We start from the raw sequence: 13,796 nt of genomic DNA, 5'->3' as shown, positions 1-13,796 counted from the left end.
ACATTGTCGCTGCGCACAAGCCGCAGCCAGGCAGTGCGTTGGGCCGGCGTGAGCATGGGCATCACGCGGGCCCGCATGGTCAGCCCGCCTTCTTGTCGCCGCCGATGGTCGACTCGGTTCCGTTGAGGAGGCGCGCGATGTTTTCGCGGTGCTGGAAGAAGAGGAGGAGCGCGAGGCCTAGAACGGTTAGCGTGAGGCCGGTAGTGCCAACGACGACATAGGCGAAGATCGGGGCGGTCGCGGCGGCGGTAAGCGCGGCGAGCGAGGAAATCTTGCGGGTGTAGGCGATGAGCAGCCAGACGGCGCAGAAGATAAGGCCGACGGGCCAGGCGAGGGAAAGCAGCGAGCCAATCATGACGGCAACGCCCTTGCCACCCTTGAAACCGAGCCAGACGGGGAAGCAGTGGCCGAGGAAGGCGCCGACGGCGGCGAGCATTGCGGCGTCTTCGCCCCAGAAATAGCGAGCGACGAGGATGGGGATGGCGGCCTTGAGGGCGTCGAGAACGAGAGTGGCGGCGGCTACGGGTCGGTTGCCGGTGCGCAGCACATTGGTGGCGCCGATATTGCCAGAACCGATCTTGCGGATATCGCCGAGGCCGGCTGCCTGGGTGAGGATCAGGCCGAAGGGAATGGAACCGGCGAGGTAGCCGAGGACGAGCGCCAGAATGAGCGGCAGGATATCGGTCGGCATGGTTTCTCCCTTATTACCGAGAGGAGTAGCGCTGGGGCGGGGAAGGGGCAAGAGCCCGATGATGGGGAGTTGAGGAAAGTCTACCCCTACCTCGGTGTCATCCCCGCGAAAGCGGGGATCTCCGTTGGCTCTGAAACAGAGATTCCCACTTTCGCGGGAATGACACCGTGGATGGGCGGAGCGTGCTTAGCCCAGATAATCCCGCTTGCCGATCGGCACGCCCTTGTGGCGGAGGATGTCGTAGGCGGTGGTGACGTGGAAGTAGAAGTTCGGCAGGCCGCGGTTGAGGAGGTAGGTCTCGCCGGTCAGCTCGGTATCCTGGCCGCCGATCTTGATGGTGACGGTGCGGTCGTCGGAGCCGACGAACTCCTCGGGGGAGAAGGTCGCTAGATAGTCGATGCCCTTCTGGAGGCGTGCCTTGAGGTCGGCGAAGGTGACTTCGTCGTCGGCCCAGCTCGGGAGGGGCTTCTGGGCGAGACGCGAGGAGACGCCCTTAGCGCCGTCGGTGGCGATCTGCACCTGGCCGCTGAGCGGGATCATGTCGGGGGCGAGACGAGTTTCGACGAGGGTCTGGAGGTCGATGTTGTGCTCGGCCGCAAAAGCCTCGGCCTTTTCGAAAACGGCCAGCAGGTTTTTGAGCATGCGCGAAAAGACCGGCACCGAGGCCGAATACATGGACAGCGTCATTGGGAACACCAAAAAGGAAAAGCACGGGAAGCTCAATGCCGCCCGTGCCGCAAGATAGGTGCTTGGCGTGCGCCCCGGAAGGGCGTGTTTGCTAGTCCTTATGCAAAAATACTGTTTCGCCAGCGACAATGGTCCGCATGACCTTGCCGGCGAGGCGGGCATTTTCGAAGCTGGTGTTGCGGGAGCGCGAGCGAAGCTCGTTTTCGTTGACCTGCCAGGGGTAGTCGAGATCGACGAGGATCAGGTCGGCCGGTGCGCCCTTGGCGATGCGGCCGGCTTCGAGGCCGAGGATTTCGGCGGGGCGGCTGGTCATGGCTTTCAACACGGTAAGCAGCGGCACGTCGTCGGAATGGACGAGGCGGAGCGCGGCGGCGAGCAGGGTTTCAAGCCCAATGGCACCCGTGGACGCTTCGGCAAAGGGCTGGCGCTTGACTTCGCTGTCCTGCGGATCGTGATCGGAATGGATCGTATCGATCACGCCGGAACGCAGGCCCTCGATGACGGCGCGGCGATCATCTTCGCTTCTGAGCGGCGTGCCGAGTTTGAAATAGGTCCGATAGCGGCCGATGTCGTTTTCGTTGAGGCAGAGATTGTTGATCGAGATGCCGGCGGTAATCCGCGGGTTACGCGATTTAGCGGCCTTGACGATCTCGACCGAGCCTTCGGTGGAGATTTGCGCGGCGTGGTAGCGGACGCCGGTGAGGGCAGCCAGTTGCAGGTCGCGCGAGAGGGGAATGGTCTCGGCTTCGCGGGCAATGCCCTTCAATCCGAGCACGGTGGCAAAGAGGCCGTCGTTCATCACGCCTTCGCCGGCAAGGCTCAGGTCCACCGTGTGGTGGACGATGGTCATGTCGAAATTGGCGGCATAGGACATGGCGGTGCGCAGCAGCGCGGTGGACTGGACGGAATTGCGGCCATCGGAGAGGCAGACGGCGCCCGCCTCGCGCATCAGGCCGAATTCGGTGAGGTCCTTGCCGGCAAGACCCTTGGTGATGCCGGCGGCCGGGAGGATGTTGACCTTGGATGTCGCCTTGGCGCGGCGGACAAGGAAGTCCACAACAGCGCCATCGTCTACGGCAGGCATGGTGTCGGGCATCATGACGAAGGACGTGACGCCACCGGCGGCGGCGGCTTCGCCGGCTGAGGCCAGGGTCTCGCGATATTCCCAGCCAGGCTCGCCGGTGAAGACGCGCATGTCGATGAGGCCGGGGGCGAGGACGAGGCCATTGGCGTTGATGACCTCGGCGTCGTCGGGCACGCCGACGGGACCATCGAGGGCAAGATCAGTAATGCGGCCGTTTTCGATCAGCACGGCGCCGCGCTGGTCGGTGCCCGAGGCGGGATCGACGATGCGGGCATTTTCAATGAGCAGGGGTCTTGTCATGCCTGATCTCCCGAGAGCAGCGCGTCGAGGACGGCCATGCGGACGGCAACGCCCATTTCGACCTGATCGGTGATGACCGAGCGGGCACCATCCGCAATGGCCGGATCGATCTCGACACCGCGGTTCATAGGGCCGGGATGCATGACGATGGCGTCGGGATTGGCAAAGGCGAGCTTTTCGGCGTCGAGGCCGTAGAAGCGGTAATATTCGCGGACCGAGGGGATCATCTTGCCGCTGGCGCGCTCGTGCTGGAGGCGGAGCATCATCACCACGTCGACGCCCCTGAGGCCCTCTTCCATGTCGGTGAAGACCTCGGTCGCGAGGTGTTCGATGCCAGGGGGCAGCAGATTGCGCGGGGCGATGACGCGGGTGCGGACATGGAGCGCCCCGAGCAGCAGCAGATTGGAGCGGGCGACGCGGGAATTGGCGATGTCGCCGCAGATGGCGACGGTGAGGCCGGAAATGCGGCCCTTGTGGCGGCGGATGGTCAGGGCGTCGAGGAGGGCCTGGGTTGGGTGCTCATGGGCGCCGTCGCCGGCATTGATGACTGAGCACCCGACTTTCTGGCTGAGAAGCTCTACCGCGCCGGCCGCGCCGTGACGGACCACCAGCACGTCGGGGCGCATCGCGTTGAGCGTGGCGGCAGTATCGACAAGGGTTTCGCCCTTAGAGACTGAGCTTGTCTTCACCGACATGTTGACGACGAGAGCGCCGAGGCGTTTCCCCGCGATCTCGAAGGACGATTGCGTCCGGGTGGACGGCTCAAAGAACAAATTAATCTGGGTTTTGCCGGATAGGGTGGGGAGCGATTTGCGCTCCTGCCGGCTGACCGGGACCATGCGCTCGGCGCGGTCCAGCAGGTCAATTATTTCGTGCTGTTTGAGATCAGCAATGGAAATGAGGTGTCGTTGGCGGAACGGGGGGAAGTCGCCGGAGGTGCTGGCGGGCGTGTCGGCCATGCTCGGATCCCTTCAGATTTGCTGCGGTCTATCCGAGGGGGGCGACACGTTCAACCCATGATTGGGTTTTCAACGGATGTTGGGGCGCCGGCCGGTGGTCGGCGCCGGGTTTTTATGCCGTGATGGTGCGGCGCCGGGTGATGAGGAGACCTGCCGCGGCGAGGCCGAGGGCGAGTTCGAAGGCACCGGCGGCGAGAAGGCCGGTGGATGGCACGCCGTCCAAGGCCAGCGAGAGGGTGCGGGCGGTGGCGTAGCCGAGGTAGAAGACTGCCGCAGCCCAGATAGCCAGATTGCGCCATCGGGGTGAGAAAATCCCATAGGCGAAGAAGAGGCCGATGGTTGTCAGCAAGACGCCGGGGGAGCGGAGTTCGCTGGCAAGGCTCGGGGATAGTGTCGGGTCGATGCCGTAGCTGCCGTAGAAGGCAGTCGGCATGGCGAGCATGCCGAGGCCGACGAACAGCGCGGTAAGTGCCGCGAGCGCGAGATAGGCCTGCGTGAGCCGGATCATCACGCGGCCTTGCGCCAGGCGCCGCGGGCGGCTGCGGTTTTCACATAGTCGGAGAAATCGCGCGGGGGGCGGCCGAGGGCGCGCTGGACGCCATCGCTGAGGCGTTCGTTGCGGCCGTCAAACACTTCGGCGCAGAGATTGGTCATGAGATCGGCGATTTCGGGGCCGACGGCGGGCAGCAAGGCGGCGTGGAAGGTGGGGCCGTCGATGGGGACATAGCTGACGGGCAGGCCGCTGGCCGCGGCGATCTCGGCAGCGGCGTCGGCAAAAGTAAGAAGGCGGGGGCCGGTGACTTCGTAGGTTTCGCCATTGTGCTTGTCGTCGAGGAGCGCGGCTACGGCGACCTCGGCGATATCGTCGACATCGATGAAGGGTTCCACACGGTTGCCGGCGGGCAGGGCGATGACGCCATCGAGGATAGACGAGTGGAAAAAGCCTTCGTCGAAATTCTGGTTGAACCAACTGGCGCGAACGATGGTGAAATCGAGGCCGCTTTTGCGGATCTCGTCTTCGGACAGTTCGGCGCCGTGTTCGCCGCGACCGGAGAGGAGGACGAGCTTTTTGAGGCCGGCGGTTTTTGCCACTTCGGCGAAACGGCGGATGTTTTCCTGGGCTTCGGGGGCGGCGAGATCGGGGACATAGGTGATGTAGGCGCTCTTCATGCCCTCAAGGGCTGGCGCCCAGGTTTCGGGCTTTTCCCAATCGAAGGCGGGCTCGGAGCGGCGCGAGATGGCGCGGTGGGGATGGCCCAGGGTGGCGAGGCGGGCGGCGACGCGGGCGCCGGTCTTGCCGGTGGCGCCGATAACGAGAATGGGGTTGTCGGTTGTCACTGTGAAAATCTCCTCTTGATGACAGGGGAGATTTGGGGCGGTGGTTGGGACTATCAATCACGTGAAGTCCGCACTATTTTGCAGATCGTCCAAACTGACGGTGTTGCCATGGATTGCTTTCAGCCTGCGCCGCTTTCCGACCCGCTGGGTGAGGTGCTGCATATGCTGCGCCTTACCGGGACGCTTTATTGCCGGGCGACCATGACGGCGCCCTGGGGCATCGACATGCCGCGGCTCGTCGAGTCGATGATGTTCGTCATCGTTACCGAGGGGCAGGGCGTGGCCGAGGTGGATGGCGAGGAAATCGTGCTCAAGGCGGGGAGCATGCTGGTGCTGCCACAAGGGCAGGAATTTCGGCTGCTGAGTGGATCGGGCGTCGCAAGCGTGCCGCTGTTTGATCTGCCGGTCGAAAAGATCAGCGAGCGCTATGAGATCATGACGCTGGGTGGCGGTGGTGAACTGGTGCGGGCAATGGCCGGGGTGGTCCAGTTCGACCATGTGGCTGGGAAGCGGCTGCTCGATCTATTGCCGCGAAAAATTCTCATCCAGGCTTGGGATGAAGCGCTGGATGCCTGGGTACAGAGTACGCTGGGGCTGATTGCGCGCGAGGCAACGTCGCTGCGGCCCGGCGGGGAAACGGTAATGACCCGACTGGCGGATATTCTGGTGATCCAGGCCGTTCGCGAATGGCTCGACACGGCGCCCGAAGCGCGCCAGGGCTGGCTGGCGGCGCTGCGTGACCCTCAGATCGGCAGGGCGCTCGCATTGATCCATCGGCGCCCCGAGGCAGATTGGTCGCTGGCCGGGCTGGCGCGGGAGGCAGGCATGTCGCGCTCGGGCTTTGCGGCGCGGTTCACCGATCTCGTCGGGCAGCCGGCGATGACTTATCTCGCGCAATGGCGGCTGCATCTGGCGCGGCTGAAACTGGTCGATACTGGAGAGCCGGTGTCGCGCATCGCGAAAGCCAGCGGTTACCAATCGGAGGCGGCGTTCTCGCGGGCATTCCGAAAACTGTTTGGCGAGGCGCCGGTGACGGTTCGTCGCCTAGCGGCGTAGGCGGTCCAGCGCGCCCTGCAGGATGTAGCTGGCGGCGAGTTTGTCGACGACTTCGGCCCGGCGGTCGCGGCGAAGATCCGCATCGATCATCATGCGGGTGACGGCCGCGGTGGAAAGGCGCTCATCCCAGAAGGCGATCGGCAGGTCGAGCTTTTGGCTGAGATTGCGGGCGAAGGCGCGGGTCGATTGGACGCGCGGGCCCTCGGTGCCATCCATATTGAGCGGCAGGCCGAGGATCAGGGCGACCGCATTGTTCTCGGCAACGAGCTGGACAATGCGCTCGGCGTCCTGGGTGAATTTCGTGCGCTTGATGGTTTCGAGCGGGGTGGCCGAATACCGCATGCCATCCGAAACCGCGACGCCGATGGTCTTGGTCCCCAGGTCGAGCCCGAGGATTTTTCCCGTGGCAGGGATGGCGTCTAGCGGGTCGGTCTCGGTCACATGGGGCTCGCGGTTGTGGATCGGTCTGTCCTATAGGCTCATGGGCAGACTTTGGCGATGGGACTGACGGATGAAACTCACCTGGTTCGGAGATGATACGTTTCGCATTCATGCGGCCGGAGCGATTGTGGTTGTGGAGGGCGAGGGGGCGTTGCCGGGGGTGGATCGGGCGGAGCTGGTGAGTGGGGCGGATATTGTCGTGGCGTTTGCCGGGGCGGTGAGCGGCGTGAATGCCGAATGGAAGCCGCGGGCGCCGTTGCGGATGCTTGAGGTGGATGAGGCCATGCGGCAGCCGGAGGTGGTCGGGCTGGGGCAGTGGGCGCTGGTGATCGACGCCGATGGGGAGGCGCCATTGGTTTTGGCCCGGGAAGAGTTCGCGGCAGTCGGGCGTTGGGTCGGGCAGGCGGTGGTGGTGCTCGTCGGTGAAGGACTGGCGGAGCGCGGTGGGGCGCTGCTCGGGCGCTCCGCGCCGCGGCTGATTGCGCTGGCTGGAACCGAGTCGGAAGTGGATGCGGCCTTTGATGCGCTGCGGGATCGGCTCGATGGGACGGGGCTTATCGCGCTTGAACGTGGATTGGCTGTGGAAGTCTGATCCCACGCATAAGGCATTTTCATTGTCTTTTGGGTGCCTGCATTGCTAATGAAGCGGCAAAGAAGGCCTTATTCGCTGGAGTTTGCCATGTCTGTCGACGCCGCCACCGTCAAGCGCATCGGGCGCCTTGCCCGTATCCGTATCGAAGAAGACGAAGTTGCAGGCTATCAGAATGAGCTCAATGCGATTCTGGGGTTTGTCGAACAGCTCGGCGAAGTGAACGTCGATGGCGTCGAGCCGATGACCTCGGTGACCCCGATGAAGCTGCGTCGCCGCGATGACGTGGTGACCGACGGCGGCTATCCCGAGAGAATCGTTCAGAACGCACCGCTGACCGAAGATAACTTCTTCATGGTCCCCAAGGTGGTCGAATAAAAATGGCGATCTCGATCGCCGTCGAAACGCCTCTGCAGGACGACGTGCGGGCGCTCGTTGCGCGCCTCAACGACCATCTGCTGCCGCTGTCGCCGCTGGAATTCCAGTTCAAGATGAGCGTGGAACAGATGGCCGACAGCGATACGACGCTGTTCGTGGCGCGGGATGAGAGCGGCGCTGCGGTGGGCATGGGTGCGCTCAAGGCGCACGGGCCAGAACTGGGCGAGGTCAAGCGCATGTTCACCGTGCCGGAAGTGCGCGGGCAACGCGTCGGCCGGCAATTGCTGGAGCGGATCGTCGAGCTGGCGCGGGAGCGCGGCATGCCGGTGGTGATGCTGGAAACCGGCACAGGCGACGGCATGCTTGAAGCCCATCGGCTCTATGAACGTTACGGATTCGTGTCACGCGGGCCTTTCCTCGACTATCCAGATAGCGAATGGTCGGCATTCTTCGAGCTGCGGCTCGATGCGGAGAAGGCGGCATGAGGGCGCTTTGGGCGGCAGCTTTTACCGTTGTGGCGATGGGTTCGGCCCTCGCCGCCGACTATTATGGCGCTGCCTACGTGTCCAACCCTGCCGTTTGCGAACGGGCCGGCGAAAAGCCGGTCATGGATCTGCTGTTTGAGGAAGACGCCTGGCTGGTGTTGCCGCGGCAGTCTATCCTTGCTGGCGAAATGGGTTGCCGTCTCTACAATGTGCAGGAAATCACCGGCGTCTTTGGTGGCGGGCCGGAGATTCTCGCCACCGCGCGTTGTCACGGCTTTGAGATCGATTTTCTCGATCAGGTGGTGATCGAGGCGGACAGTTTTGGCATAAACCAGTCGTTTGGTGACGACGGGGTCGAGCATGAAATCGGCGAGAAGGTCGAGATCGTTTCGATGCGGTCCGACGCGACCCCGCCCGACTATGAAAATTATGCGGGATTGTATTCGCGCTGTGACGCGCTGACCGAGGAGGCAAAGGCATGGGCGGAATAGTTCGCGCTCTGGCGCTTTCGAGCGTCATGCTGGCCGCCATTCCGGCCTTTGCACAGGAAGACCTCAGCATCGACCAGACCAAGATCTATGTCAGCGACGCCAAGGCGTGCGGCATGATCGAGGACAAGGGCATCGACGCTTTCATGGACCTCGACTTCCTGGCCTTGGATTTTTCCAAGGGCATCCAGTCGATGGAGTTTCACTGCAACTTCTTCGACGTCAAAAGCCGGAAGGGCTCCTCGCATCTGTTTATTGATGCGATCTGCGAGCTGCCGGGCGAAATTTATCCTGACATCCTGGCCGTAACGCCGTATTCGGAAACCGAGATACAGGTGGCGTCATCCGCAGATATCACGTGGGCGATGAATTATGAGCCCGAAGAGGCGGAATCGGCCGACGCCATAGTGCCATCAGGCACGACAATTTATACGCGCTGCGACAATCTGAGCGAGATTACCGTTGACTGAACTGACCAAGCTGAGCCTCGCCGATGCCCGCACGGGCCTCAAAAACAAGAGCTTCACCGCCCTGGAGCTGACTGAGGCCTATATCGGTGCCATCGACGCTGCCAATGACAAGCTCAACGCCTATGTGGCGACGACGCCTGATCAGGCGCGCGACATGGCCAAGGCCAGCGACGCGAAACTGGCGAGGGGCGAGGCTGGGCTCTTGGAAGGCATTCCGCTGGGCGTGAAGGATCTGTTCGCGACCAAGGGCGTGCACACGCAGGCGGCAAGCCACATCCTCGATGGCTTCAAACCCGAATATGAATCCACCGTGACGGCCAATCTCTGGCGCGATGGCGCCGTGATGCTGGGCAAGCTCAACATGGACGAGTTCGCCATGGGGTCGTCCAACGAGACCAGCTATTATGGTTCGGTGGTCAATCCCTATCGCGCCGAAGGCAGCAATGCCAACCTCGTGCCGGGCGGTTCTTCGGGTGGTTCGGCTTCGGCTGTCGCAGCATGGCTCTGCGCCGGTGCGACGGCGACCGATACCGGTGGTTCAATCCGCCAGCCGGCTGCTTTTACCGGCACCGTGGGCATCAAGCCGACTTATGGCCGCTGCTCGCGCTGGGGCACGGTGGCTTTTGCCTCCTCGCTCGACCAGGCCGGTCCGATCGCCCGCACCGTGGAAGATGCGGCGCTTATGCTGCAGTCGATGTCGGGTTTTGACGTCAAGGATTCGACCAGCGTCGATCTGGCTGTTCCTGATTTCGCCGCTGCCGTCGAACGCGGCGTGAAGGGTCTCACCATCGGCGTGCCGCGCGAATATCGCATGGACGGCATGCCGGCCGAGATCGAGGCGCTGTGGAACCAGGGTCTCGAATGGCTCAAGGCCGAAGGCGCTGTCGTAAAAGACATTTCGCTGCCGCACACCAAGTACGCGCTTCCGGCCTACTACATCGTGGCGCCGGCCGAAGCCTCGTCCAACCTCGCCCGCTATGACGGCGTGAAGTATGGCCTGCGCGTCTCGGGCAAGGACATCACCGACCTCTATGAACTGACCCGCGCCGCCGGCTTCGGCCGTGAAGTGAAGCGCCGCATCATGATCGGCACCTATGTGCTCTCGGCCGGCTACTTTGACGCCTATTACGTTAAGGCACAGAAGCTGCGCACGCTGATCAAGAAGGATTTCGAAGACGCCTTCAACGCTGGCGTCGACACGATCCTCACACCGGCGACGCCGTCGGCCGCTTTTGCGATTGGCGATGAAGCCTTGGCGGCCGATCCCGTGGCTATGTATCTCAACGACGTCTTCACCGTGACCGTAAACATGGCCGGCCTTCCGGGCATTGCCGTGCCGGCAGGCAAGGACGGCAAGGGCCTGCCGCTGGGCCTCCAATTGATCGGCAAGCCGTTCGACGAAGAGACGCTGTTTGCGGCTGCTCGCGTGATCGAAAAGAGCACCGGTACCGACTTCGCACCCACCCGCTGGTGGTAGGCGGAATAGACGTCCGGCAATGGCGGCGCTTGATTGCGCCGCCGTTCCGCACTATTTGCGCCCCATGCACAAGTTGAAACTGGTAGTGACGCGCCCTGTGGCAGCGTCCGGGCCGACAGGAATTTCGCCGATGGCCATAGATATTTTCACAACGATCGACTGGTCCGAGCCGCCCAAGGACATGGGCATGCCTCTGCAGGCTCTGTGGTGGCTGAAAAAGGGTGAACTGCGTGTCGGTCCCGAATGGGAAAAGGCGCACAACATCGTCCAGGCGATGGAAGGCGTGCAGGCTTTCGACTGGGTTCATGCGCTCATGCACTGGATCGAAGCCGATATGGGCAATGCTGACTACTGGTATCGCCGCGCCGGCAAGCGCCGCGCAACGGCAAGCGTCAGCGCCGAATGGGAACACATCGCCGCTGCGCTGAGCGAAGTGACCAAGCACTGAATTGCCGAATGAAGTGAAGAAAAGGCCGAGACCATGTCTCGGCCTTTTGCTTTTGCCGGCGCCGCGTAGCCCTATCGATTATCGACCTGACTTCGCACCAGCTCCAAGCCGCGTCTGGTAATGCGATAGGGTTTGCCGCCTTGCGATTTGATGGCCTTCTTCGCCTTGAGTTTGGAGAAGAGCAGGGGCGTGAAGCCGCCGATTTGCCAGCCTTCGCGGTTGATGAATTCGAACTCGGTGATCTTGCCGCGTTCATTTTTGATGGCAGTGATATAGCCGCCCTGAGCGAGTGCATGGAGCACGCGCTGTTCGTCTCGGGAAATGTCCATTGATAGTCTGAAGCCTGAGCAAGCGCGCTGTTCCGCGCGCGAACAAACATGGCCAATCGCCGGCATCACGCTCGGCGGCTGGTCGGTTCATTCTGCCCCGTCGCGATTGGACGGGGACCTATGCAATCTCAGACTGACTAGACATGACATATGTTTACCGCCGCTCGGCCACGCCGTCCAGAATCTGCGAAAGCAGCGGTTGAAATCGTGGCCATGGCGGTGCAAACCAGCAACAGACGCCAGACTTCGAGGATAGACCGTGACCGCTGCCGCCAAACTGCCCGCCGAATGTGAAAGCAAGGATGACGTGCGGGCCGAGATCGACCGTATCGACCAGGGGCTGCTGGCCCTGCTTGCCGAGCGTCATCGCTATGTGACAAGAATGGCCGAGATCAAAACCGATCCGCACGAGGCCTATGACCCGGCGCGGATCGAGGCGGTCATCTCCAAGGTGCGGACGCGCAGCGGTGACCTTGAACTTGACGAAGACCAGGCCGAACTCTTGTGGCGGACCCTGATCGACTGGAACGTGAACTACGAAAAGGGCATTATCGCCGCTCGTCGCCGGGCGCGGTAGCAGCGGACGTAACGGGAGGCGGGCGTGGCGGTGATCGAAATTCGGAAGGCCGAAATATCCGACGCCCCGCGCATGGCCGACATTGCTTTCGCGGCTTGGGACACCGGTATCCGGCCGCTGCTGGACGAACGGCCCGGACAGCGCGAAAGCGAGCGGGCCCGGCTTTCGCAGGCTTCGGCGATGAACTGGCAGAACACGATCGTCGCCACTATCGACGGCATCGTGGTTGGCTGGTGTTCGCGGTCCGCGCAGCGGAGCTATGTTCCCTACCTATTCGTGATGCCCGACATGCAGGGCCACGGCATTGGCGCAAGCCTGCTTAGCCGGATGGAAATAATCCTCGAATTGCAGGGCGCCAGCCGCGTGCATCTCGAAACACCGGCCGACAATGTGCGGGCGGTGCGCTTCTATGAGCGGCAGGGCTATCATATCCTGGCGCTGCGCGGAGAGCCGCGGAGCGGGCACGATCCGTTCACGAGCGTGCACCTCGAAAAGGAGCTGCAACCCTTTGCCGGTGAAATCGGCGAGGATTGAGGGGCTCGGAACCGGGCTATTCGGTTGCATCGCCGCGCCAACATAAGTAAGCACTTACCTAGATTTGCCTCGCCTTTCAGGACATTGAATTGACCCTCGTCGACACCCGCACCCCTGACAAGAAGCGCCTGATTTCCGGTTCGACCGGTGATTGGGAAGTGATCATCGGCATGGAAGTGCACGCACAAGTCACGAGCGAGTCGAAACTGTTCTCGGGCTCTTCGACGGCCTTCGGCAATCCGCCCAATGCCAATGTGAGCTTCGTTGATGCGGCCATGCCCGGCATGCTGCCAACCATCAACGAGGAATGCGTGCGCCAGGCTGTGCGCACCGGCCTTGGCCTCAAGGCCAAGATCAACAATCGCTCGGTGTTTGACCGGAAGAACTATTTCTACCCCGATCTTCCGCAGGGTTACCAGATTTCCCAGTTCAAGGACCCGATCGTCGGCGAGGGCAAGGTTCTGCTCGACGTCGATGGCGAGCAGATCGAGATCGGCATCGAGCGCCTGCACCTCGAGCAGGACGCCGGTAAGTCGATCCACGACCAGCATCCGAACATGAGCTTTGTCGACCTCAACCGCTCTGGCGTGGCGCTGATGGAAATCGTGTCGAAGCCCGATCTGCGCTCGTCTGAAGAGGCCAAGGCGTATCTGGGCAAGCTGCGTACTATCCTGCGCTACCTCGGCACCTGCGACGGCAATATGGAGCAGGGCTCCATGCGTGCCGACGTGAACGTGTCGGTGCGCCGCCCGGGCGGTGAATTCGGCACGCGTTGCGAAATCAAGAACGTCAACTCGATCCGCTTTGCCGGCCAGGCCATCGAATATGAAGCGCGTCGCCAGATCGACATTCTGGAAGACGGCGGCTCCATCGATCAGGAAACGCGGCTGTTCGACCCCAAGCTCGGTGAAACGCGCTCGATGCGTTCCAAGGAAGAAGCGCACGACTATCGCTACTTCCCCGATCCCGACCTGCTGCCGCTCGAATTCGACGATGCTTTTGTCGCCGAACTCGGCAAGCACCTGCCCGAATTGCCGGACGAGAAGCAGGCACGGTTCATCGCCGATTATGGCGTGACTGCCTATGACGCCATGGTGCTGACGCTCGACCGCGAAACTGCCGACTACTTTGAGGCCTGCGTGGCCTTTGGCGGCAGCAAGCGCGACGGCAAGGCCGTGGCCAACGTTCTCAATGCCGACGTGGCGGCCTTTGCGAACAGCCAGGGCCTCGCCGTGTGGGAAACGCACTTGCAGCCGGCCCAGATCGCTGGCCTCGTCGATCTCATCGCCGGTGGCACGATCTCGTCCAAGGGCGGCAAGGACGTGCTGCAGATACTCATTGCCGAGGAGCCCGAGGGTGATCCGGCCGAGATCGTCGAACGCCGTGGCCTCAAGCAGGTGACCGATCTCGGCGCGATCGAGAAGATCGTCGACGAAATCATCGCGGCCAATCCCGATCAGGTGGC

At 62.6% G+C, this 13,796-nt stretch carries 19 protein-coding genes; 11 read left to right on the top strand and 8 right to left on the bottom strand.

Translation table 11 applies throughout. The annotated features are described in order from the left end of the window. Nucleotides 1–79: 79 nt before the first annotated feature. The 6 genes from plsY to ABW043_RS06610 form a co-directional block, all read right to left on the bottom strand. Nucleotides 80–691: a glycerol-3-phosphate 1-O-acyltransferase PlsY gene (gene plsY, locus ABW043_RS06635; protein ID WP_353920433.1), complete on the bottom strand. Its 612-nt coding sequence runs from the start codon at nt 689–691 to the stop codon at nt 80–82. A gap of 186 nt (nt 692–877) precedes the next feature. Next, complete coding sequence (locus ABW043_RS06630) at nt 878–1,378, bottom strand: DUF1993 domain-containing protein (protein WP_353920432.1); 501 nt, start codon at nt 1,376–1,378, stop codon at nt 878–880. Between the two features lie 91 nt (nt 1,379–1,469). Beyond that, complete coding sequence (pyrC, locus tag ABW043_RS06625; protein WP_353920431.1) at nt 1,470–2,762, bottom strand: dihydroorotase; 1,293 nt, start codon at nt 2,760–2,762, stop codon at nt 1,470–1,472. After that, nucleotides 2,759–3,721 (bottom strand): aspartate carbamoyltransferase catalytic subunit, encoded by a 963-nt coding sequence (locus tag ABW043_RS06620; RefSeq protein ID WP_353920430.1) that lies wholly within the window; start codon nt 3,719–3,721, stop codon nt 2,759–2,761. The genes pyrC and ABW043_RS06620 overlap by 4 nt, the downstream gene beginning before the upstream one ends. Before the next feature lie 112 nt (nt 3,722–3,833). Then, nucleotides 3,834–4,229: a DUF4345 domain-containing protein gene (locus tag ABW043_RS06615; protein WP_353920429.1), complete on the bottom strand. Its 396-nt coding sequence runs from the start codon at nt 4,227–4,229 to the stop codon at nt 3,834–3,836. Continuing rightward, nucleotides 4,229–5,059, bottom strand: coding sequence for an NAD(P)H-binding protein (locus tag ABW043_RS06610; protein ID WP_353920428.1), 831 nt, complete (start codon nt 5,057–5,059; stop codon nt 4,229–4,231). The genes ABW043_RS06615 and ABW043_RS06610 overlap by 1 nt, the downstream gene beginning before the upstream one ends. A gap of 108 nt (nt 5,060–5,167) precedes the next feature. Between ABW043_RS06610 and ABW043_RS06605 the strand changes: the two genes are divergently transcribed. Further along, entirely contained in the window at nt 5,168–6,115 is a 948-nt protein-coding gene (locus ABW043_RS06605) for an AraC family transcriptional regulator (protein ID WP_353920427.1), read from the top strand. Here the strand turns inward: ABW043_RS06605 and ruvX are convergent. Next, nucleotides 6,104–6,556, bottom strand: coding sequence for a Holliday junction resolvase RuvX (gene ruvX / locus ABW043_RS06600; RefSeq protein ID WP_353920426.1), 453 nt, complete (start codon nt 6,554–6,556; stop codon nt 6,104–6,106). The genes ABW043_RS06605 and ruvX overlap by 12 nt on opposite strands. A 70-nt stretch (nt 6,557–6,626) precedes the next feature. On the opposite strand from ruvX, the gene ABW043_RS06595 reads away from it, so the two are divergent. The 7 genes from ABW043_RS06595 (at nt 6,627) to ABW043_RS06565 (ending at nt 10,891) form a co-directional block, all read left to right on the top strand. After that, entirely contained in the window at nt 6,627–7,148 is a 522-nt protein-coding gene (locus tag ABW043_RS06595) for a hypothetical protein (RefSeq protein ID WP_353920425.1), read from the top strand. A gap of 87 nt (nt 7,149–7,235) precedes the next feature. Further along, the gene (gene gatC / locus ABW043_RS06590; protein WP_353920424.1) at nt 7,236–7,523 is read left to right on the top strand and encodes an Asp-tRNA(Asn)/Glu-tRNA(Gln) amidotransferase subunit GatC; all 288 of its coding nucleotides are present in this window, start codon (nt 7,236–7,238) and stop codon (nt 7,521–7,523) included. Nucleotides 7,524–7,525: 2 nt separating this feature from the next. After that, nucleotides 7,526–8,008, top strand: coding sequence for a GNAT family N-acetyltransferase (locus ABW043_RS06585; protein ID WP_353920423.1), 483 nt, complete (start codon nt 7,526–7,528; stop codon nt 8,006–8,008). Next, nucleotides 8,005–8,499 (top strand): hypothetical protein, encoded by a 495-nt coding sequence (locus ABW043_RS06580; protein WP_353920422.1) that lies wholly within the window; start codon nt 8,005–8,007, stop codon nt 8,497–8,499. The genes ABW043_RS06585 and ABW043_RS06580 overlap by 4 nt, the downstream gene beginning before the upstream one ends. Then, a complete protein-coding gene (locus tag ABW043_RS06575; protein ID WP_353920421.1) occupies nt 8,487–8,966 on the top strand; it encodes a hypothetical protein in 480 nt (159 codons plus the stop codon). Before ABW043_RS06580 ends, ABW043_RS06575 begins: the two co-directional genes overlap by 13 nt. Further along, the gene (gene gatA / locus ABW043_RS06570; protein WP_353920420.1) at nt 8,959–10,443 is read left to right on the top strand and encodes an Asp-tRNA(Asn)/Glu-tRNA(Gln) amidotransferase subunit GatA; all 1,485 of its coding nucleotides are present in this window, start codon (nt 8,959–8,961) and stop codon (nt 10,441–10,443) included. The genes ABW043_RS06575 and gatA overlap by 8 nt, the downstream gene beginning before the upstream one ends. A gap of 130 nt (nt 10,444–10,573) precedes the next feature. Beyond that, a complete protein-coding gene (locus tag ABW043_RS06565; protein ID WP_295411978.1) occupies nt 10,574–10,891 on the top strand; it encodes a hypothetical protein in 318 nt (105 codons plus the stop codon). A 71-nt stretch (nt 10,892–10,962) separates the two neighbouring features. On the opposite strand, the gene ABW043_RS06560 is transcribed toward ABW043_RS06565, so the two are convergent. Next, nucleotides 10,963–11,220, bottom strand: coding sequence for a YjhX family toxin (locus ABW043_RS06560; RefSeq protein ID WP_353920434.1), 258 nt, complete (start codon nt 11,218–11,220; stop codon nt 10,963–10,965). Between the two features lie 259 nt (nt 11,221–11,479). Here ABW043_RS06560 and ABW043_RS06555 point away from each other — a divergent pair, with 259 nt between their 5' ends. From ABW043_RS06555 to gatB, 3 genes are all read left to right on the top strand, one after another. Next, nucleotides 11,480–11,797, top strand: coding sequence for a chorismate mutase (locus ABW043_RS06555; RefSeq protein ID WP_353920419.1), 318 nt, complete (start codon nt 11,480–11,482; stop codon nt 11,795–11,797). 24 nt (nt 11,798–11,821) lie between these two features. Then, nucleotides 11,822–12,331, top strand: coding sequence for a GNAT family N-acetyltransferase (locus tag ABW043_RS06550; RefSeq protein ID WP_353920418.1), 510 nt, complete (start codon nt 11,822–11,824; stop codon nt 12,329–12,331). Between the two features lie 89 nt (nt 12,332–12,420). Next, nucleotides 12,421–13,796, top strand: a 1,376-nt coding sequence (gene gatB / locus ABW043_RS06545) for an Asp-tRNA(Asn)/Glu-tRNA(Gln) amidotransferase subunit GatB (protein ID WP_353920417.1), incomplete at its 3' end; no start/stop codon positions are given.

The organism is Devosia sp. (genome assembly GCF_040509215.1).
GTDB lineage: Bacteria > Pseudomonadota > Alphaproteobacteria > Rhizobiales > Devosiaceae > Devosia.
This window is presented reverse-complemented; position numbering and strand designations above follow the sequence as displayed.

Coding starts and splice junctions, on each gene's coding strand:
- plsY (WP_353920433.1), bottom strand. CDS start 691: ATGCCGACCGATATCCTGCCGCTCATTCTGGCGCTCGTCCTCGGCTAC.
- ABW043_RS06630 (WP_353920432.1), bottom strand. CDS start 1,378: ATGACGCTGTCCATGTATTCGGCCTCGGTGCCGGTCTTTTCGCGCATG.
- pyrC (WP_353920431.1), bottom strand. CDS start 2,762: ATGACAAGACCCCTGCTCATTGAAAATGCCCGCATCGTCGATCCCGCC.
- ABW043_RS06620 (WP_353920430.1), bottom strand. CDS start 3,721: ATGGCCGACACGCCCGCCAGCACCTCCGGCGACTTCCCCCCGTTCCGC.
- ABW043_RS06615 (WP_353920429.1), bottom strand. CDS start 4,229: ATGATCCGGCTCACGCAGGCCTATCTCGCGCTCGCGGCACTTACCGCG.
- ABW043_RS06605 (WP_353920427.1), top strand. CDS start 5,168: ATGGATTGCTTTCAGCCTGCGCCGCTTTCCGACCCGCTGGGTGAGGTG.
- ABW043_RS06595 (WP_353920425.1), top strand. CDS start 6,627: ATGAAACTCACCTGGTTCGGAGATGATACGTTTCGCATTCATGCGGCC.
- gatC (WP_353920424.1), top strand. CDS start 7,236: ATGTCTGTCGACGCCGCCACCGTCAAGCGCATCGGGCGCCTTGCCCGT.
- ABW043_RS06585 (WP_353920423.1), top strand. CDS start 7,526: ATGGCGATCTCGATCGCCGTCGAAACGCCTCTGCAGGACGACGTGCGG.
- ABW043_RS06580 (WP_353920422.1), top strand. CDS start 8,005: ATGAGGGCGCTTTGGGCGGCAGCTTTTACCGTTGTGGCGATGGGTTCG.
- ABW043_RS06575 (WP_353920421.1), top strand. CDS start 8,487: ATGGGCGGAATAGTTCGCGCTCTGGCGCTTTCGAGCGTCATGCTGGCC.
- ABW043_RS06565 (WP_295411978.1), top strand. CDS start 10,574: ATGGCCATAGATATTTTCACAACGATCGACTGGTCCGAGCCGCCCAAG.
- ABW043_RS06560 (WP_353920434.1), bottom strand. CDS start 11,220: ATGGACATTTCCCGAGACGAACAGCGCGTGCTCCATGCACTCGCTCAG.